The sequence below is a fragment of the Paeniglutamicibacter sp. GQ140 genome, from assembly GCF_059759235.1.
In genome coordinates this window covers 467,437-487,053 of record NZ_JCAXDW010000001.1, presented here as the reverse complement: position 1 = coordinate 487,053, position 19,617 = coordinate 467,437, and the positions used below count along the sequence as shown (strand labels likewise).

Here is a 19,617-nt window from a genome sequence, read left to right as displayed (position 1 = left end):
CGTGTCCAAGCCAAATAAGAGAACCAATCATTCAAGGAGTGAATCGATGTTTTCGCTGATCCAGCTCGAGTCATTCGTGGCGGTGGCCGAGGAATTGCACTTCGGTGCCGCGGCGGAGCGGCTGAACATGACCCAGCCTCCGCTGAGTCGACAGATCCAACTCCTTGAACGCGAGCTCCAGGCCCAGCTCTTCATTCGCAACTCCCGCCGGGTGGAGCTCACCGCAGCGGGCAGGGTGTTGTTGCCCAATGCCAGGCGAATCCTCGACTTGAGCTCGAAGACCAGCTTGGAGGTGTCCCGGGTGGCCACGGGTGACGCGGGGACCGTGGTCATCGGGTACACGGCCGTAGCCGGCCAGGCAGTGCTTCCTGACCTGTTGAGCCAGGCCTCCAAACACCTGCCGCATGTCACCCTGGTGCTGCGTGAGGCCGTCTCCGTTGAGCAGCTGGAGGCGCTGAGCAAGGGCTCGATCGATATCGGGCTCCTGCGTCCGATTGTCACCCGCCCCGGTGTGGTCACCCAGCTCGTCAAGAAGGATCGTTTGGTGGTGGCGCTGCCGGAGGGCCACGACCTGGCCACGGGGAAGGGAGTGTTCATCAAGGAACTCGTTGGCCTGCCACTCATGATGTATTCCACGGGGGAGGCCCGGTACTTCTATGACCTGGTGCTCCGGCTTTTCGACTCGGTCGGCGCCCGGCCGAACATTGCCCAGATTGCCAGCCAGATTCCGGCATTGTTGGCGTTGGTGGCTGCGGGTCTGGGCGTCACGCTGGTACCGGCAACCGCCATGGAGTTCGCCCCGCGCGGCGTGGTCTTTGAGGAAATCACCGGGGCCAACGGGCTGTCGAACCTCAACCATTCGGATATGTACCTGGCGTGGGACGAGTCGTCCACCAACCCGGCGGCGGACATGCTGCGCAAGATCTTCCTCGATTCGCTCACTCCGGAATCCGGGGAACCCGACGAATCGACGGGACCGAAGGAATCATCTTGAGCCCGCACTGGGAGCGACCGGCGTTCCTCGTCCGTCAGCGGTTTGCAAGATACGTGCGCACCACGCTGTAGCTGGTCCGCGCGATTAGCTCCACGGCATCTTCGCTCAGTTCCTTCAGGGTGGCCGGACCCGGGGCAATCGAATGGGCTGCCAGGATGCCGGCGTTGGCCAACTCCTCGGGACTGAGCTGAACGCTGCCGGCAATCACGATCACGTCCGTCTCCGGGCGGCTGGCCAGCCGCACCCCGTTGACCACCTTGCCGTGCAGAGACTGGGAATCCAGGCGACCTTCGCCGGTGAGCACCAGGTCGGAGCTTCCCAGGATCTCTCGGGCATTCAGGATCTGGGCCACGAGCTCCCAGCCCGGGACTAGTTCCACCTCGCAGAACCCCGCCAGCGAGGCGGCCAAACCCCCTGCCGCACCCATGCCCGGAACCTCGCCGAGCTCACGGCCGGTGGCCTCGCCAATGACAGTGGCCAGGCGCCGAAGACCGGCATCCAGGATTTCGATGTCCTGCGGGCTTGCACCCTTTTGGGGTCCGAACACCGCTGCCGCGCCGCGCTCGCCGACCAACGGGTTGGTGACGTCGCAGGCAATTTTCCAGGACACGGCGAGTGCACGCGGATCGATTCCGGAAGCGTCGATGGAGGCCAGGTCCAGCAGCGATCCGCCGCCCGGAGGCAGCTCGGTGCCCTCCGAATCCAGGAAGCGGGCGCCCAGGGCGTTGAGCAATCCGGTGCCGCCGTCGGTGGTGGCCGATCCGCCGATGCACAACACGATGTCCGTGGCGCCGGCGTCGAGGGCCTGGTTGACCAGTGCGCCGATGCCGAAGGTGGTGGCATCCAGCGGTCGTAGCGGGACGTCGCTGACGGCAGGCAGGCCGTTGGCCTCGGCCGCCTCGATGATGGCGGTGGCACCGTCGGGTGACAGGCCGTAGCGGGCGGTGACCGCGCGTCCGAGGGCGTCGGTGGTGGCGACGGTCCGGGCCTCGGTGGCCCATGCATCGAGGATGGCATCGAGGGTCCCTTCGCCGCCGTCAGCGAAGGGCAGCGTCCTGATCGAGACCGAGCGCCCGGAGGCCTGTGCCGCCGCCCGGGCGCCGCGGGCCATTGCCTGGGCGACGGGCCCGGCCGAGGCGCTGCCCTTAAAGGAATCGGGGACTATCGCGATAGACAGCGCTGGAAGGTGTTTCTTTTCGTCGTGAGTCATGGGGCGGGCCTTTGGTCTTGGGGGAGTGATCCAGTCATGGCGTCATGTCCGCGGCCGGAGGCGGGAGATGCGGCAGCCTTGCGGTTCGCGGGCGCAGGTGCCGAACGTGCCGATGCTACTGCCCGCCCAGTCCCGCGCGCTGCGGTGCGCCCAGCAAAAGCCGGTCCACCAGATACCTTTCGAGAACTTCCGCGTCGGGGGCGAATCCAAGGCCCGGTGTATCCGGAAGCTCCACGGTTGCCCGGGCGGCATGCAGTGGGTGCAGGTGCTCGTCCCAGATGAGCAGCGGGGCCTCCAGTTGGACCTCGCCGGTCATGGCGGCAATGAACTGGGCGGTGGCCACCTGTGCCGGTCCGTAGTAGAAGCAATGGGGAACCACCACGGCCGCGTCGGTGCGGGGCAACAGGTAACGCAGCATGGAGCTGAATCCGCCGATCTTGCCGATGCTCGGTTGGGCCACGGATAGGGCACCGGCGGCCAGTGCGGCATCAAGGGCCTCGGCTCCGGAGGCGTTTTCGCCACCGGCCAGCTCAATGCCCCGGGCGTTGAGGCGGCGATGGCCCTCGACGTCGTCCGGCGGCCACAGTGGTTCCTCCAGCCAGCGCAGATTCAACGGCAGGAACGAGTCGATGGCGTCCGCCGCGTCCGTTTCATTCCACCGGCAGTTGACGTCCACCATCAGCGGGGCGTCGGCTCCCGCCTGGGTGCGGGCCGCGGCAATGGCCGGGTAGCTGGATTCGTGCAGCTTGAAGGCCTCGAAGCCCAGCTGTTGTGCGCGGGAAATCTGCCGGGCCACCTCTGCCGGATCTTCCCCGTAATGCACCAGGCTCGCGTAGGCGCCGACGCTGTTCCGGGCCGCGGGGTTGAGCAATTTCCGCAACGGCTTTCCGGCGATCTGCGCCTTGATGTCCCACAGCGCGATGTCGAGCGCGGAAATGGCATAGAGGACCGGGCCGGTGCGGCCGAAGGCATGGAAGGCACGTTGCGCCTGGTCGTTGAGCGCTTCCGGATCCACGGGCTTGTTCAGGTAGAACGGGGCGACGAGCGATTCGAGGGCGGCCCAGGTGACGTCGTTGACCTTGTGCCCGAAGGCCTCTCCCCAGCCAATCAACCCTTCACTGGTGCTGACCCTGACCATGAGCGATTCCATGGACGTGAAGGTGTGCGACGAGGCATTGAATTCGTCAACGCTCTCGTCTCCGGGCTCCGCGCTGCGGGCCGCGTTGAAGGGCATGCGCACCCGGAGCAGCTCCACCGACTCAATGAATTGTTCCGGTCGTGGATCTGTCTCTGGCATGGGGAAGGCTCCAAGTGAAGGATGGGTTTTGCGGGGCAGATTGCCGGGCGGAGATGGGTGCATCCCACACCACCCGAATATAGGGTCGGGCCCCACTGCTGTCTAGGACCAAATGTGGATGGGTTGATGCCATAAAGGCATGGGCGACAATCCGGGCCCCGGATTGCTTTGTCCAGTAGGGGCAAAAGCGGGTTCGGGGCGGCCCCGCGGGCCGGAAAGGTGAATGTTCGCCCCGGGAATTCACCCTAGGGTGTTTGACGTCACATCGTGCTGCGTTTAGTGTTGATGCAACCCCGGAAACCGCTTTCCCAAATCAGGAGGCCGTGCATGTCGAACGTCCATCTTCCGCTCTGCAGGGCCGCTGTTCCTGCCCGCGGCACCAAAACAAAGGCAGGTTCATGAGTGCGCTCGGAGAACTCTCCCGGCTGAAGACGAGTCCCGGCCGGGGCAAGACCAAGATCAAGATCAAGCACAAGGACAACAAGGCCGCCTACTGGTTCCTGTTGCCCTGGTTGGTCGGGCTGGTGGCCATCACCATCGGACCCATGTTCATGTCGCTGTACCTCTCCTTCACCGACTACAACCTGCTGCAGGCCCCGGTGTGGAGCGGCTTCGAGAACATCGTGCGGATGATGGAGGACGCCCGGCTCCACAACTCGCTGAAGGTCACCTTCATCTACGTGCTGGTGGGCGTTCCGCTCCAGCTGGCGCTGGCCCTGGGCGTGGCAATGCTGCTGGACCGGGGGATGCGCGGCCTGGCCATCTACCGCTCGATCTTCTACCTGCCCTCGCTGCTCGGATCCTCCGTGGCCATCGCCGTGCTGTGGAAGCAGATCTTCGGCACCAGCGGCCTGGTCAACCAGTTCCTGGCCATGGTCGGGATCCAGGGACCGGGCTGGATCTCTGACCCCAACACCGCGTTGGGCACCCTGATCCTGCTCAACGTGTGGACCTTCGGCTCGCCCATGATCATCTTCCTGGCCGCCCTGCGCCAGGTGCCGGTGATGTACTACGAGGCCTCGTCGATCGACGGCGCGTCCAAGTTCCGCCAGTTCATCACGATCACGCTGCCGATGATCAGCCCGATCATCTTCTTCAACCTGGTCCTCCAGGTCATCGGGGCCTTCCAGTCCTTCACCCAGGCCTTCATCGTCTCCGGCGGCAAGGGCGGGCCCTCCGACTCCACCATGTTCTTCACGCTCTACCTCTACCAGCAGGGCTTCGGACGATTCGACATGGGCTACGCCTCGGCCATTGCCTGGCTGCTCGTGGTCATTGTCGGCGCGTTCACGGCCATCAACTTCCTAGCTTCAAAGTATTGGGTGTTCTACGATGACTGAGCAAATCAAATCCCCGGTCACCGATGACCGGAAGGCGGCCACCGGCACGGACGAGGAATTCGAACTGATCGCAGCCCAAGCCGCGCTGGATGAGGAACGGCTGCCGCGCGAACAGCGCAACCGGCTGCGCGCCCTGCGGCGCCGGGAGCGCAAGGCCAAGTGGTCGGTGGCCAGGTCGCTGCTCAAGCACCTGATGATCATCGCCGTTGCGGCGGTGATGATCTACCCGCTGCTGTGGATGGTGGTCAGCTCGCTGCGCCCCACCGACGTGATCTTCCGCGAACCCGGCCTGTTCCTGCAGACCTTCCAGTGGGAGAACTACGCCGAGGGCTGGACCGCGCTCTCGCACCCCTTCGGGCACTTCATGCTCAACTCCGCGATCGTGGTGCTCGGCTCCATCATCGGCAACCTGGTCTCCTGCTCCATGGCCGCCTACGCCTTTGCCCGGCTCGAATTCAGGTTCAAGGGCCTGTTCTTCGCGATCATGCTGATGACCATCATGCTGCCGATCCACGTGATCATCGTGCCGCAGTACATCATGTTCTCCCAGCTCGGCTGGGTGAACACCTTCCTGCCGCTGATCGTGCCCAAGCTCTTGGCCACCGACGCCTTCTTCATCTTCCTGATGGTGCAGTTCATCCGCGGCATCCCGCGGGACATCGACGAGGCGGCACGCATCGACGGCGCCGGCCACCCGCGGATCTTCCTGCAGGTCATCCTGCCGCTGATGGTCCCGGCGCTGGCCACCACCACCATCTTCACCTTCATCTGGACCTGGAGCGACTTCTTCTCTTCGCTGATCTACCTAACCGACCCCGACATGTTCACCGTCCCGGTGGCGTTGCGCGCCTTCGTCGACGCCACCAGCGAATCGAACTGGGGAGCGCTCTTCGCGATGTCGATCGTGACCTTGCTGCCGGTGTTCATCGCCTTCGTCCTGGGCCAGAAGTTCCTGGTCAAGGGCATCGCCACCACGGGCATGAAATAACCGCCCACACCCATGAACCACCGAGTGAACCACTGAGGAAAGGCCAGCACGTGCAATTCGAGGACACCAGCCAGGCACGATTCCGCTACGGAATCGTCGGCACCGGCAACCGGTGCGAGATGTACATCCACGCGATCCTGGGCGAGCACGCCGACGTGGCGGAACTCGTCGGCCTGTGCGACACCAACCCCGGGCGCCTGGAATACTTCGAGGACCTCATCGAGCAGAGCTACGGCGAAAAGGTCGAGGGCTTTGCCCCGGAGGACCTGACGGAGTTCATCCGGGAGAAGAACATCGACCGGCTGATCGTGACCAGCCCCGACTTCACCCACGCCCAGGTCATCTGCACCGCACTTGAGGCAGGCGCCGACGTCGTGGTGGAAAAACCGCTGACGATCAATGCCGAGGACGCCCGCCGCATCACCGACACCGTGCGGGAAACCGGGCGCAGCGTGATCGTGACGTTCAACTACCGCTATTCCCCGCGGAACACCGCGCTGAAGAAGGCGCTGTTGGAGGGACGGATCGGGACGGTCACCTCGGTGGACTTCACCTGGATGCTGGACACCGTCCACGGGGCCGACTACTTCCGGCGCTGGCACCGGCAGAAGGCGAACTCCGGCGGCCTGCTCATCCACAAGTCCAGCCACCACTTCGACCTGGTCAACTGGTGGCTGGACGATGCGCCCGAGCGCGTCTACGCAGCGGGCTCCCTGGCCTTCTACGGACCGGGGAACGCCGAGGCGCGCGGGCAGCACCGCGAGCACGGGCGGGGGACCTTCGACGGCTCGGAGGCCGACCCGTTCGCCCTTGACCTGCGCAGCGACCCGAGGCTGAAGGGCCTCTACCTGGACAACGAGCACCTCGACGGATACCGGCGCGACCAGGACGTGTTCAGCGGCGAGATCGACATCGAGGACAACCTGGCACTCACGGTGACCTATGGCCGCGGGGCGCTGCTGTCCTATTCGCTCAACGCCCACAGCCCCTGGGAGGGCTACCGGGTCTGCATCAACGGCACCGAGGGGCGGCTCGAGCTGGACGTGGTCGAGCGCGCCGCGGTGCTCCCGGCTGTAGGAGGATCCCCGGTTGACCCCTCGGTCTCGGTGGACGGCCAGGACTCGCTGGTGCGCCGCCGCGGGGAGCAGCTGGTGCTGCAGCGGCACTGGGAGGCAGCCCAGGAGCTGGAAATCGTCAACGGCGAGGGAGGCCACGGCGGCGGGGACAAGCTCCTGCTCGCCGACATCTTCCGCGGTGCCGTCCAGGACGAGTACGCCCGTCCCGCGGGCCTGGGCGACGGGGTCGCTGCCATTGCCGTGGGCATCGCCGGCAACGAGTCCCTGCGCCTCGGATTACCAATCCAGGTGGCGGACCTCGGGCTGGAGCTGGACATGGCGGACGTCGCGCACGCGGTTCCGGCCGGGCGGTAGGCTGACGGACATGGGAAATACCGAACACATTCTGGTCACCGGCGGCTCGGGACGACTCGGACGCAGCGTTGTCCAAGGGCTGCTTGCAGCCGGCCACGCCGTCACCTCCGTAGACCAACGCCTGCCCGAGGCCCCGGAGCCCGGGGCAAACTACCTCTCGGTCGACCTGATGGACACCGAGCAGACCCTCGAGGCCTTCGCCTCGGTCCGCCCGGATGCAGTGATCTCCCTGGCCGCGATCGCCGTGCCGTTCAGTGCCCCGGAGGCGGTGATCCTGAAGACCAACGCGACCATCGCCCACAACGTAGCATCCGCCGCGCTGGAGGCGGGGTGCACCAGGATCGTGCTGGCCTCCAGCCCCACCGTCATTGGCTACGGGGCGCCCGCCGGCTGGCTGCCCGAACGCTTCCCGCTGGACGAGGACACCCCGACCCTGCCGTGGAACGCCTACGGGCTCTCCAAGCTGGTGGCCGAACAGGTCGCCGCGATGTTTGCCGCGGCCCGCGGCAACGAGGCACGGTTCGCCTCCTTCCGTCCCTGCTACGTGATTGCCCCCGAGGAATGGGAGGGCGCTCCCACCCAGCAGGGCCACACCGTCACCGAACGGCTTCAGGACCCGGACCTCGCTGCACCCTCGCTGTTCAACTACGTCGATGCGCGGGATGTCACAGACTTCCTGTTGCTGCTGCTGGGGAAGATGGACAAGATCGAGAACGGCTCGACCTTCTTCGTCGGCGCCGCGGACGCGCTGGCCACGCGCCCGTTGAGCGAGCTGGTGCCGCGCTATGTTCGGGGCAGCGAGGAGAAGGCCGCGGTGTTGTCGGGAACCTCCCCGGCGTTCAGCATCGAGCGTGCCCGCACAGTCCTGGGCTGGGAGCCCAAGCGCAGCTGGCGCACCGAACTGGTCAACCAGCCCGAACCGGTGCACGGAGCCTGAGAACCGGGAACGACAGGTAGGCACGTGGCTGCCGCCCCCAGCGGGCGGTGGCCACGTGCCTTTCCTTTGTGCGGGACGGAGGTGCCGTCCTGCCGGTCTGCAAGGCAGAGGGGTCTACTGGTAGCGAAAAATCATGCCAAGCGGTTCAGCACTGACCGGAACGTTTGTCCAATGAACTGAACCAGTCCCGTATGGCGGAGCTCTGCGGGAGTGTCGACTCCGACTTGGTGGGCATCAAGACTGAGGTCCTCAGGATTCGGCAAGCAACCGGCCCTGCTGGGGGCGGTCTATCCGATTTAGTGCGTTGAGAACTGCTGAAACCGAGGGCATCCAAGTGTTCATGACCCGTGGCGGGTGGCTATTTGTAAACCTCGCGGCGGTGTGCCACGCGGACCACGGTGACGATGAGAATATCGTCAACAACGTCGTAGAGTACCCGGTAGTCTCCAACGCGAATCCGCCAGGCATTGGTTTCGCCGGCCAGTTTCTTGCATCCTGCAGGGCGGGGTTCCCGCTCAAGATCGGCAATGCCGGACAGGATGCGCCTTCGGATACCAGGGTCAAGCTTTCTGAGTTCCTTGGCTGCCGCGGTGGTAAATACAACGCGGTAAGAACTCACGCGTCCAGCTCAGCACGCAGTTCGTTCAAGCTGATGCGCCCGCCGTCGTCAGCCGACTTGGCTGCTCGGTATTCGGCGACGTCACGAAGCATTTCCAGGTGCTCCAGCAGCTCAAAATCCTCGGGTCCAATGAGCACAGCCGCCGGCTTGCCATTCTTGGTGATCTGCACACGTTCACGTCCATAGCTGGCACGGCCTACGGCATCGGCGAGTCCATCGCGAAGTTCTCGAATCGTGACGGATGAGGTGATCGAGTTCATGTAACCACAATAGCACTTGTGTACACATTCAACACAAAGTATCTTTCGTGCAAGGCAGCGCTCGTCCAGGGGTACTGGTATTTCGCAAGGCAGGCCGTCTGCGGGACGAAAAATGACAGGCTCTCGAAGGGGATCATGTTGACTGCCGAGGCAGAACCGTCCGCATTCCCATGGACTTTCTTCACCGCTGCTGCCGGTTAGCGGACCCGAGTTGTTGCGCCCCCGGGCAAGGGCGCAACAGCATTCAGCCGTGGTTCCTTGTTAATGCACCAGGACAGCAGGCCGCGGGCGTCCGGCAACGTTCACGGTCGGCCAGCGCTCGTCGATGCTGAGCACCTCGAGACCGTTTTCGACCAGCAGCATGGTGTCCTCGACCTTCACGCCAGGTGCCGAGGGATTCCAGGCAAAGGCCTGCCCGGCGACGATCACGTCCTCAATTCCCGGGACCAGGCGCGGGTCGCGTCCCGCGTATCCGGTGGGTCCTCCCTGGTGGTGGCGTGTCCATTCGTCAGCGGCGAAGCCGTGGCGCGGATATGCCTGTTGGATGACAGGCAGCAATGACTCCAGACTGATGCCGGGTCGGGTGGCGGCGAGGATGTCCGCCTCGACCGCAAGGATCGCCTCCTCGTCGCCACGCTGTCTGGCGGTGCTCGGGGTGAAGGAGACCCAGCGGGTCACGTTTGCTATCAATCCCGCGCGTCGGGCGCACAGCACCGCCATCATCCGATTGCCCACCGGGGAACCGGTCGGCAACGGATGCCTGAAGCCCAGGCGCTGCTCGCCGGCGACCAGGACCACCAGCGGGTCGCTGCCATCGCCCACGATCCGCGCGGCGAGGCGTGCCGCGATCTCGCGCTCGGAGTCGTGCGGGGTTGCGGTCAGGAGCACGTCGGTCAGGATGCGTGCGGTGTCCGCGGCCAGTCGCCGATAGCGTTCCTGTTCCACCTCCAGCAGGGCGGCGCGTGCGGCTCGCAGTTCCAGTGCGACAGCATCCTCGGCCAAGACCTGGACGAAGCCGCGTTCCCTCGCTGCGCGTGCGCCGTACTCGGAAAGCGACGCGTGCCAGGGCACGGACAGGATCTCCAGCCCCGGCGGGACCTCCTCGGCAACCAGGCGTTCGGCCTCGTTCTCGAACACGACCAGGGCCGCCCCGTGCCAGTGGACGAGCACTTGGACCACGGGGGCTCCGGCCAGCGAGACGTGGCTGCGCGTCCCGGCCAGGAACCAGCCCAGCGCGGCGGGGGAGTCCAGCACCAGGGCGTCGGCGCCGCGTGCCTCGAGGATGGCTAGCACCCGTTGGTGCTTCGCGCCGAGCTCGGGATCGGCGAATGCCGCAGTGCTCATGCGGGGATCCCTGCCTCGGCCAGCAGGCCAACGACCTGCTCGGCCCCGAGGCGGCCGTCGGCGACGATGACCCGCACCGAGCGGGACACGGGATTCTCCCGCGTGGTGGCCAGCGGCTGTTCCCAGGCCAGCGAGCGGCCGATGCCCGGGTAGCCGGCACAGCGCACGAACCACGGGTCCTCGTCGGTGGCGTGGAAGACCAGGGTGGCCTCGGATCCGCCGAAGTCGGCGGTGAACGCGAGCCACGGGGCAATGCTTCCGTGGACCGCCTCCTCGCCGCTCGCCTCGGCGGTGAAGATCTCCGCGTTCGCGACGGCGGGCAGGCGCCAGAAGAAGCCGCCGTAGCCACCCGCCACGCGGCCATTGGAGCCGGGGCTGCCCAGCTTCACCGCCGCGGCGCCGTGGGGCGTGAGGGTGAAGTCGTAGCCCAGCTCCCAGCTTCCGTTCGCACCCGCGGTGACGGTGATGGTGCGTTCCTCATCCAGGATGGTGCTTCCGTCCGGCCCGATCCACGCCAGGGTGTCCTTGCGCCGCGATTCGTCCCCGGTGGAGGAGAGCAGCTCGATGCGGCCGTGGTCCTTGCGCCACACGTAGCGGCCCGCCTCGCGGGTGTAGGTGCGGCCGCCCCAGAAGTTCACGCCGTCCACGTCCTGGATGGCCACGCCGACCCCGAGGTGCCAGGTGTGGTCGAGCGGCTGCTGGTCGGTGAGCACCGTGTTGGCCAGGGTGCGCACCGGGTGCAGGAAGGGGCGAGGGGAGTTGGTGGGGGACAGCTCGGTGCCCAGGCGCACGCCGGCCACTTCGCGGCCTGCCACGCGCAGCGGTTCCCCGGTCGGTGCCGGGGCGGCCCAGGGCGCACCGAGGGAGGAGAACGTGGCGGGGGACTTGATGGCCCGCTCGGCCAGCTCCTCGATGCCCGGAACCACCACGTGTTGCGCGGGGCCCTCGCCCACGAGGCGCAGGTGCTCGGCGGCGATCGGGGCGGGATCTTCCGCGGTGCGCACGGCCTCGAGCACCCGCATGAACGAACCGGTGCGCTCCAAGGGACTGAGCAACGCGGCGGCTTCGGTGCCGCGGGAATCGATCAGGTTCTTGAGCAGGTCGGTGCGGCCGAATGTCTGCACACTGGTCTCGCCGTCCTGCGGGGTGATGGCCAGTTCGTCGCGGGTGTAGTGGAAGATCGCCTGCCCGTTGGTCCCGGAGATCGTGATGAACGGATCGCGCTGCTCGGCGGCCGTGGTGGCCAACACGGCGGTGATCGGTGTCCCGCCCGCTGTCGTCACGCTGAGGGTCGAGGTGTCGTCGGCCTCGATGTCGTTGGCATGGAACAGCTCGGTGTGCAGCTCTGCAATGTCGCCGGTTTCCTGCGCCCCGGCGATGTGCAGGGCGGTCATGACGGCGTGGGCAAGGGGATTGGTGATGACCCCGTCGACCACCTGGACCCCGTCGAGCACCCGCTTGCCGGCCCAGGGGGAACGGGAATAGTAGGCGGCGTCGCGCTGCCACATGCCCGTCGCGCCCACGGCGCGCAGCTCACCGATGGTGCCGGAGTCCAGCAGCTCGGCGATGGCCGGGAGTGCATGGGAACCCAGGGACTGGAAGCCGACCTGGATGCGGGTCCCTGCATCCTTCGAGGCCTGCAGGAGCTCTTCGAATTGGGCCAGAGTGGCGGTCGGCGGCTTCTCCAGCAGCAGGTCCGCACCCATGGACACGGCGATCATTCCCTGCTCGAAGTGGGTGTCGATGGGGGTTGACAGCACCACGATGTCGACGGGCTCACCGGCCTCCGCGGCCTGGGCCAGCGAGCTGTACATGGCAACGCCGTCACCCAGCGGCTGCTCGCCCTCCCGGTGGCTCCGGTCCACCGCGCTGGAAAGCACCGCGTGGCCGCCGGCCTCCAGCGCGCGGATGTTCTCCAGGTGGCGCAGGCCGAAGCCGCGAATGCCGACCAGGCAGATTCGTGCGGGTGGGGTGCTCATGCTCGCTCCTTCAGTTCTGTCGCGGAGCCAGGCCGCGACGCTCGGCAATGCGGCGGGCACCGGCCGGTGGTGGCCGGTGCCCGCCAGGGGGGTGCTACACCAGCGAGCCGGCCCCTTGCAGGGACGGCAGGACCAGCTTCGCGTAGCGTTCCTTCATCGTTTGAAGGGTGATCGCGGCGTCCTGGTTGTTGATGTCCTCATTGAAGATCTCCACCTCGACCGGCCCGGTGTACCCGGCCTGGGCGACGGCGCGGGAAATGGAGGCAAAATCGACGTAGCCATCGCCCATCATGCCACGGGATTTCAGGGCATCGTTGGCAATGGGCAGGTTGAAGTCACACACCTGGTAGCCGGCCAGCCTGCCCTCGGTCCCGGCGCGGGCAATGGCCCGGGACAGGGACGGATCCCACCAGACGTGGAACGTGTCAACGACGACGCCCACAGCGGAGGTAGGGTGCGGGGCGGCCAGGTCAAGCGCCTGGTCCAGCGTGGAGAGCACGGCCCTGTCGGCGGCGTACATCGGGTGCAGGGCCTCGAGCACCAGGCGGACCCGGTGCTCGGCGGCGTAGGGAACCAGGTCGGCCAGCCGGTCAGCGACCCTGCCGCGGGCCGCGGCGACGTCCTTGTCGTCCCGGTCGCCGGTTCCGCCCAGGACGTGGGCGGCTGCCGGGAGCCCGCCGACGACCATGATCAATTCGCCGGTGCCCAGGGCCGCGGCCTCTTCGATGGCCCGGCGGTTTTCCGCCAGGGCCGCGGCCTGGCCGGCGGCGTCGGAGGCGGTGAGGAATCCGCCGCGGCACAGCGAGGAGACGCTGAGTCCCGCAGCGGAAACCGCCTTGGCTGCTGCCTCCGCGCCGTCCACCAGCAGGTGCCGCCAGAGCCCGATGTGGCTCAGACCGGCCTCGGCGGTGTGGCGGATTGCCTCATCGAGGGTCAGGTTCGGGGTGGTGCCGGTGTTCAGGGACAGTTCGAAGCTCAATTGAATCCTCCGGTGGTGAGCAGGGCGCCCATGCGGCGTGCGGCCAGGTCCGGGTCGCGCAGCAGCCCGGCCTCGTCCGCCAGGGCAAAGGTCTTGGCCAGGTGCGGGAGCGAGCGCCCGGAGTGCAGGCCGCCGACCAGCTGGAAGCCGGACTGGTGGCCGTTGAGCCAGGCCAGGAACGCGATGCCCGTCTTGTAGTAGAAGGTCGGGGCACTGAAGATGTGCCGGCCCAGGTCCTGGGTGGAGGCAAGGATCTGGTATCCGCGCTCCGGATCCCAGGCGTCGAAGGCCTGCAGCGCGGTGGAGGCCGCGGGGTAGATGGCGGCAAAGATCCCCAGCAGGGCATCGGAATGCCGCTGTCCGTCGCCGCGGATCAGCTCCGGGTAATTGAAGTCGTCGCCCGTGTAGAGGCGCACCCCGGCCGGCAGGGACGCGCGCAATTGGGTTTCGTGCCCGGCATCGAGCAGGGACACCTTGACCCCGTCGACCTTGCCCGGGTTGGAATTGATAAGTTCCAGGAAGGTCGCGGTGGCGACCGCGACGTCGGTGGAACCCCAGTAGCCTTCCAGCGCCGGATCGAACATGGTGCCCAGCCAGTGCAGGATGACCGGCCGGGAGGACTGCTCGAGCAGCTCGGTGTAGATACGCAGGTAGTCCTCGGCGTTGCGGGCCACCCGGGCCAGGGCGCGGGAGCACATGATAATGGTCTTGGCGCCGGCGGCCTCGACGACCTCGAGCTGTTCGAGGTAGGCGGCCTTCACGGCGTCCAGTCCCGCAGCGCCTGGCTGCAGGGAATCGGGCTGCAGTTGGTCGGTGCCCACGCCGCAGGAGATCAGGTCCCGCACGCTCTTGCCGCGCAAGGCGGCGGGTGCGGCGTGCACCACGGAGGCCGCTTCCGCGCTCGAGCGCGCGATCAGTTCCTGGGTGGCTGCCCAGTCCAGGCCCATGCCGCGCTGGGCGGTGTCCATGGCGTCGGCGACACCCAGTCCCCAGGACCAGAGCTCGTGGCGGTAGCCCAGGGTTGCCTCCCAGTCCAGCGCCGCCGGCGATCCCGGGGTGTTCTCGGCCGCCATCTGCGGGACCACGTGGGCCGCCGCGTAGACGTTGCGCGAGGTGATCGGGGCCGTCGGGTGGGTCCATGCCCCGGGTGCGTTCATGGTGTGTTCGCGCAGTGTGCCGTCGGTTCCCGGCAGCAGGAGGGTGGTGCTGGTTGTCAGGCTCACAGCACGACCTCCGGGATGTCGATGGTGCGGCGTTCGGCGGCCGACTGCAGGCCGAGTTCTGCCAGCTGGACGCCGCGTGCGGCCGAGAGCAGGCCGAAGCGGTGTTCGCGGCCGTTGACCACGTCGCCCAGGAATTCCTCCCACTGGCGCTTGAAGCCGTTGTCGAGTTCGTCGTTGGCCGGGACCTCGAGCCACTGGTCGCGGAAGGACTCGGTGACCGGAAGGTCGGGGTTCCACACGGGCTTGGGGGTGTGGGCGCGCTGCTGGGCCACGCACTTGTTCAGGCCCGCGACGGCGGAGCCGTGGGTGCCGTCGATCTGGAACTCGACGAGCTCGTCGCGGTACACGCGCACCGCCCAGGAGGAGTTGATCTGGGCAACGACCGGATCGCCGGCAGGGGTTTCGAGTTCGAAGATGCCGTAGGCGGCGTCGTCCGCGGTGGCGGTGTATTCCTCGTTGCGCTCGTCCCAGCGTGCCGGGATGTGGGTGGCGGTCTTCGAGGTGACCGACTTGACCTTGCCGATGATGCCCTCGAGCACGTAGTTCCAGTGGCAGTACATGTCGGTGGTCATCGAGCCGCCGTCGGCCAGGCGGTAGTTCCAGCTGGGGCGCTGGGCGGACTGGATGTCGCCCTCGAAGACCCAGTAGCCGAATTCCCCGCGCAGCGAGAGGATCCTTCCGAAGAATCCCTCCTCGACCAGGCGGCGCAGCTTGACCAGTCCCGGGAGGTAGAGCTTGTCGTGCACCACGCCCGCGGTGATGCCCTTGGCCTTGGCGATCCTGGCCAGCTCGATGGCCTCGTCGAGGGTCTCGGCGGTGGGCTTCTCGGTGAAGATGTGCTTGCCGGCGTTGATGGCCTTGGTCAGCGTTTCGGCGCGCAGGGAGGTCATGGATGCGTCGAACACGATGTCGACGGTGGGGTCGTTGATGACCTCGTCGAGGTCGGTGGTCCAGTGCTCGATCTTGTGGATGCGGGCAAGTTCCCGGATCTTGTCCTCGTTGCGGCCGACCAGGATGGGCTGGACGGTGACCCTGCGCCCGTCGGCCAGGGTGATGCCGCCCTGGTCGCGGATGGGAAGGATCGAGCGCAGGAGGTGCTGGCGGTATCCCATGCGACCGGTGATACCGTTCATGGCGATGCGAAGTACTTGTGTTTCCGGCATGGTCTTCTGACTCCTGGAATCGGGTCGGTAAATCTCGGGAAAGTAAGTGGGAATGCGCTTTCCAAGATATATTCGTTTGGATCGACGTGTCAACTGTCACAATGGCTTGAGGGTTTCGGCGTGGCGCCGGAATCGATGAAAGGTGGTTTTCCAGATGGTCGTACGGCTGGCAGATGTGGCCCGGGAGGCAGGGGTCTCTCCGGCGACCGCGTCCCGGGTGCTCAACGGCTCCTCGCGGAGTCCGGCTGAGGCAATCGCGGAGAAGGTCCGCGGCGCCGCCGAGCGACTGGGCTACTTCCCCAATGCCCAGGCGCAGGCGCTGGCCCGCTCCTCGGCGGGGCTGGTCGGGCTGATCGTGCACGACATCGCCGACCCGTATTTCTCCTCCATCGCCCACGGGGTCCAGCACGGGCTGAAGGGCTCGGGGCTGCGCGTCATGCTCTCGAGCACCGACAGGGACGGCGAGACCGAAATGGAGGCCGTGCGCGCCTTCATGTCCTACCGCACGGAGGGCATCGTGCTGGCCGGATCGCGCACCGTTGACGGCGACGAACACCTTGCCGCGGCGGTGGAGACGTACCGGAAGAACGGCGGCAGGGTGGTCATGATCGGCCAGCCGCTGCCCGGAACGCTGGGCCTGCGCGTGGACAACCGCGGGTCCGCCGCCGAGCTGGTGCGCCAGTTGGTGGCACTGGGCCACCGGCGCTTCGTCATCCTGTCCGGGGACATGAACCTGGTGACGGTGGGGGACCGGCATGCCGGCATCTTGGAGGGCCTGGCGGAGGCCGGGCTTGAGCCGCTCGCCGTGCTGCCGGGCATCTTCACGCGCGACGGCGGGCTGGAGGCCATGACCGAATACCTCGAGTCCGCGAAGGGCGAGGTGGCCCGGGGGCAGGTCTGCGTCCTGGCCGCCAACGACGTGATGGCCCTGGGTGCCCTGACCGCGGTGCGGCGCGCCGGCCTGCGCGTGCCGCAGGATGTGGCGGTGGCCGGGTTCGATGACATTGCCACGCTGGAGGACATGGTTCCCTCGGTCACCACCGTGCGCCTGCCGCTGGATGCGATGGGGGAGCAGGCGGCCAGGATGCTCCTGGGCGAGGAGGGCGAGGAGGCCACCCAGGTGGTTGAGGGGGTGCCGGTCCTGCGCGAAAGCACCGCATTTTGCCAGTGAGTTCGTTGATTGCCCTTTGGGTATCAATGGATGCGCAATTGACAAGATGAAGATCGCCGGACCACTTGACGGGTGATTCCAATCACACATACGGTGTTGGAAACCGCTTTCCCAATGGCGGATGACCGTGCTCCACACCCAAGACTGAGGATTCGATGATGAGATTCGCTCGACTGGCCAAATTTACGGCGGTGGCTTCCATTGCCGCGCTTGCGTTGACCGGATGCGGCGGCAGCGGAAGCGCCGCCGACGCCAACGGAGATGTGACCTTGCGCTTTTCCTGGTGGGGGTCGGAGTCGCGGTCCGCGGCCACCCAGAAGATCATCGAGGCATTCGAAGCCAAGAACCCTGGCATCAAGATCCAGGGCGAGTACGGCGACTGGGGCGGCTACTGGGACAAGCTGGCCACCCAGGTCGCCTCCAACGATGCACCCGATATCATCCAGATGGACGACAAGTACCTGCGCGAATACGCGGACCGCGGAGCGCTGCTGGACCTCTCCGACATCGACGTTTCCAAGTTCGACGAGGCGGCGATCGCCAACGGCACCACCGAGGACGGCGTCGTCGGCATCACCACCGGCATCAACGCGATGGCCATGATGGCCAACCCGACGCTCTTCAAGGAAGCCGGCGTCGAGCTGCCCGATGACAAGACCTGGACCTGGGACGACTACAGCGACATCTCGGCCAAGATCACCAAGGGGACCGAGGCGTTCGGAGCCACCGGCCCCAACGAGCCCGCGGGGTTCCAGTTCTGGCTGCGCCAGGACGGAAAGTCGCTGACCACCGCCGAGGGCACCCTCGGATTCGAGCCGGCGGATGCCGCCTCGTACTTCGAGATGCTCAAGGGGCTCATGGAGGCCGAGGCCATTCCGAGCGCCTCGGGCATCGCCGAGGACCAGAGCCCGGGCCCCGACAGGTCGCTGACCGGCACCAACGGGGCGGCCATGGGTATGTGGTGGACCAACCAGCTGGCAGCCCTTTCCGGTGCCTCCGGCGAGGACCTCGTGCCCCTGCGCATGCCGGGCCGCAGCGGGGAAGCCGGCGGATCGCAGACCTTCTTCAAATCATCGATGTTCATGTCCGCCACCAAGGGCACCAAGCACCCCGAAGAGGTCAAGAAGTTCATCGACTTCATGGTGAACTCCCCGGAGGCCGGCCTGCTCAACCTGGCCGACCGCGGACTGCCCTCCAACCTCGAGGTCCGCAAGGCAGTGGTGGACAAGCTGGAGGGCCCGGACGCCCTCTCGGCCGAGTTCATCGCCGACATCGAGGACGAGGTCACCGCGGCCGAGCCGATTCCGCCGCGCGGATTCAGCGGGCTGCAGGACATCCTGTACCGCTACGGCCTCGAGGTGTTCTTCGGGCGCCTGGGCACCGACGATGCGGCACAGAAGATGTTTGAGGAAATGAAGGTCGAAATCGGCTAGCCCGGCCGATCCGGGAAACACGTGGTGGGGTGCGGCCGTGGGCCGGACCCCACCACTCCTGTTTAACGCAGGTGTTTCGGGGGTGCGCGACTTCCGGTGGCTCGGCTAATCCTCGGCAAGATCAGGGCGTGGCCGGAGTAGGTGGGGGAGCAGGGAGCGTAGATGCCGTCGCGTCGTGGGCAGCGCCCGTGATCAGCCCAGCAGGAGGGTGATCACCAGCGTCACCGGCAGGGCCAACAGGGTGCTGCAGAGCACCACCTCGCGGACCACGGTGGTCTCCAGCCTGAACTGCTGCGAAAAGAGCAGCACGTTCTGCGCCGTGGGAAGCGCGGCCATGATCACCACCCCGAGCAGCGCGGTGCCCTGCAGCCCGAACACGAAGGCGCCGACGACCCACGCCACCAGCGGCATGAAGGCCATCTTGAAGAAGGTGGCCAGGAAAACCTCGCCGCGCAGCGACTTCTCCGCCAGCGGACGCTGCCCGTAGAGCGACATGCCAAAGGCCATCAGCAGCAGCGGAATGGAGGCCTGGCCCAGCATGTCCAGCGGGATGTGGATGACCTGGGGCAGGTGCAAATTGAAGGCGGCGAAGAGCGCTCCGATGAACGTGGCGATGGTGACCGGGTTGGCGATGGAGCGCAGGATGGTCTTGCCCAAGGGTGTCTGGTGCTGCCGGTTTCCGGCGGCGCGGGCGGCCAGGGCGAAGAAGCACAGGTAGACCGGGGCGATCAGCAGCAGCTGGGCGATGAGGACCGAGACCACCGGGTTGGTGCTTCCCACCGCGTAGAGCGCCAGCGGGACGCCGATGTTTCCGGCGTTGACGTAGCTGGTGGACATGGCGGCACCGGGAAGCCGGGTCGCCGGCACCTTGAGGAAAAGCCTGGCGCACAGCGCGTAGAGTCCGCCGGTCAGCGCTGCGGTGATGAGCGCTATCGGGGTGAACACCCCGATCACGGAGCGCAGGTCGGTGTCGGCCAGCAGGGTGAACATCAGCGCGGGGTTGGTGATGTAGTAGATCAGCGGGGTCAGCCCGGTGGCGATGGATTCGCGCTTGCGCGGCAGGAACCGCGCGGTGGCCAGCCCGATGAAGATCAGGATCAGCACGATCGTGAAGCCCTGGAGCACTCCCTGCACATGGCCTCCCGAAACTGCGTTGAAAAAGCTGGCGCGATCCACGCCCGCGCTTAAGCATGGCAGGGACGCGGGGAACGTTCCGGAGAACGTTTCCCGCGTCCCTGCCTTTTATGTGG

At 66.5% G+C, this 19,617-nt stretch carries 17 protein-coding genes; 7 read left to right on the top strand and 10 right to left on the bottom strand.

All coding sequences use genetic code 11. From position 1 onward, the window contains the following. Nucleotides 1-46: 46 nt before the first annotated feature. A complete protein-coding gene (locus AC6CHY_RS02215; protein ID WP_498225271.1) occupies nt 47-994 on the top strand; it encodes a LysR family transcriptional regulator in 948 nt (315 codons plus the stop codon). Between the two features lie 34 nt (nt 995-1,028). Here the strand turns inward: AC6CHY_RS02215 and AC6CHY_RS02210 are convergent, their stop codons facing one another. Then, nucleotides 1,029-2,204: a glycerate kinase gene (locus AC6CHY_RS02210; RefSeq protein WP_498225270.1), complete on the bottom strand. Its 1,176-nt coding sequence runs from the start codon at nt 2,202-2,204 to the stop codon at nt 1,029-1,031. Nucleotides 2,205-2,319: 115 nt separating this feature from the next. Further along, nucleotides 2,320-3,501, bottom strand: coding sequence for a mandelate racemase/muconate lactonizing enzyme family protein (locus AC6CHY_RS02205; RefSeq protein ID WP_498225269.1), 1,182 nt, complete (start codon nt 3,499-3,501; stop codon nt 2,320-2,322). Nucleotides 3,502-3,899: 398 nt separating this feature from the next. On the opposite strand from AC6CHY_RS02205, the gene AC6CHY_RS02200 reads away from it, so the two are divergent. From AC6CHY_RS02200 to AC6CHY_RS02185, 4 genes are all read left to right on the top strand, one after another. Continuing rightward, nucleotides 3,900-4,841 carry a carbohydrate ABC transporter permease gene (locus tag AC6CHY_RS02200; protein WP_217387207.1) on the top strand — a complete coding sequence of 314 codons (942 nt, stop codon included), beginning with the start codon at nt 3,900-3,902 and terminating at the stop codon, nt 4,839-4,841. A 193-nt stretch (nt 4,842-5,034) separates the two neighbouring features. Beyond that, nucleotides 5,035-5,829 (top strand): carbohydrate ABC transporter permease, encoded by a 795-nt coding sequence (locus AC6CHY_RS02195; RefSeq protein WP_217387658.1) that lies wholly within the window; start codon nt 5,035-5,037, stop codon nt 5,827-5,829. Nucleotides 5,830-5,879: 50 nt separating this feature from the next. Continuing rightward, the gene (locus AC6CHY_RS02190) at nt 5,880-7,259 is read left to right on the top strand and encodes a Gfo/Idh/MocA family protein (RefSeq protein WP_498225268.1); all 1,380 of its coding nucleotides are present in this window, start codon (nt 5,880-5,882) and stop codon (nt 7,257-7,259) included. A 10-nt stretch (nt 7,260-7,269) separates the two neighbouring features. Then, on the top strand, nt 7,270-8,196 hold the full coding sequence (locus AC6CHY_RS02185) for an NAD-dependent epimerase/dehydratase family protein (protein ID WP_217387208.1): 927 nt from the start codon (nt 7,270-7,272) through the stop codon (nt 8,194-8,196). A gap of 358 nt (nt 8,197-8,554) precedes the next feature. Here the strand turns inward: AC6CHY_RS02185 and AC6CHY_RS02180 are convergent, their stop codons facing one another. From AC6CHY_RS02180 to AC6CHY_RS02150, 7 genes are all read right to left on the bottom strand, one after another. Beyond that, nucleotides 8,555-8,815 carry a type II toxin-antitoxin system RelE family toxin gene (locus tag AC6CHY_RS02180; RefSeq protein WP_217387209.1) on the bottom strand — a complete coding sequence of 87 codons (261 nt, stop codon included), beginning with the start codon at nt 8,813-8,815 and terminating at the stop codon, nt 8,555-8,557. Continuing rightward, complete coding sequence (locus AC6CHY_RS02175) at nt 8,812-9,075, bottom strand: type II toxin-antitoxin system Phd/YefM family antitoxin (RefSeq protein ID WP_498225267.1); 264 nt, start codon at nt 9,073-9,075, stop codon at nt 8,812-8,814. Before AC6CHY_RS02175 ends, AC6CHY_RS02180 begins: the two co-directional genes overlap by 4 nt. A 261-nt stretch (nt 9,076-9,336) precedes the next feature. Beyond that, entirely contained in the window at nt 9,337-10,419 is a 1,083-nt protein-coding gene (locus tag AC6CHY_RS02170; protein WP_498225266.1) for a M24 family metallopeptidase, read from the bottom strand. Further along, complete coding sequence (locus tag AC6CHY_RS02165) at nt 10,416-12,398, bottom strand: DUF6807 family protein (protein ID WP_498225265.1); 1,983 nt, start codon at nt 12,396-12,398, stop codon at nt 10,416-10,418. The genes AC6CHY_RS02170 and AC6CHY_RS02165 overlap by 4 nt, the downstream gene beginning before the upstream one ends. A 94-nt stretch (nt 12,399-12,492) precedes the next feature. Continuing rightward, a complete protein-coding gene (locus AC6CHY_RS02160) occupies nt 12,493-13,383 on the bottom strand; it encodes a sugar phosphate isomerase/epimerase family protein (protein WP_498225349.1) in 891 nt (296 codons plus the stop codon). Continuing rightward, nucleotides 13,374-14,534 (bottom strand): dihydrodipicolinate synthase family protein, encoded by a 1,161-nt coding sequence (locus tag AC6CHY_RS02155; RefSeq protein WP_498225348.1) that lies wholly within the window; start codon nt 14,532-14,534, stop codon nt 13,374-13,376. Before AC6CHY_RS02155 ends, AC6CHY_RS02160 begins: the two co-directional genes overlap by 10 nt. Nucleotides 14,535-14,596: 62 nt before the next feature. Beyond that, nucleotides 14,597-15,763 (bottom strand): Gfo/Idh/MocA family protein, encoded by a 1,167-nt coding sequence (locus tag AC6CHY_RS02150; RefSeq protein ID WP_498225264.1) that lies wholly within the window; start codon nt 15,761-15,763, stop codon nt 14,597-14,599. A 154-nt stretch (nt 15,764-15,917) separates the two neighbouring features. Between AC6CHY_RS02150 and AC6CHY_RS02145 the strand changes: the two genes are divergently transcribed. Both AC6CHY_RS02145 and AC6CHY_RS02140 read left to right on the top strand, forming a co-directional pair. Further along, nucleotides 15,918-16,934 carry a LacI family DNA-binding transcriptional regulator gene (locus tag AC6CHY_RS02145; RefSeq protein WP_498225263.1) on the top strand — a complete coding sequence of 339 codons (1,017 nt, stop codon included), beginning with the start codon at nt 15,918-15,920 and terminating at the stop codon, nt 16,932-16,934. 158 nt (nt 16,935-17,092) lie between these two features. Then, nucleotides 17,093-18,367 (top strand): ABC transporter substrate-binding protein, encoded by a 1,275-nt coding sequence (locus tag AC6CHY_RS02140; protein ID WP_254455727.1) that lies wholly within the window; start codon nt 17,093-17,095, stop codon nt 18,365-18,367. Between the two features lie 192 nt (nt 18,368-18,559). Here AC6CHY_RS02140 and AC6CHY_RS02135 read toward each other — a convergent pair whose 3' ends face one another. Beyond that, nucleotides 18,560-19,501 carry an AEC family transporter gene (locus AC6CHY_RS02135; RefSeq protein WP_498225262.1) on the bottom strand — a complete coding sequence of 314 codons (942 nt, stop codon included), beginning with the start codon at nt 19,499-19,501 and terminating at the stop codon, nt 18,560-18,562. Nucleotides 19,502-19,617: the final 116 nt, after the last annotated feature.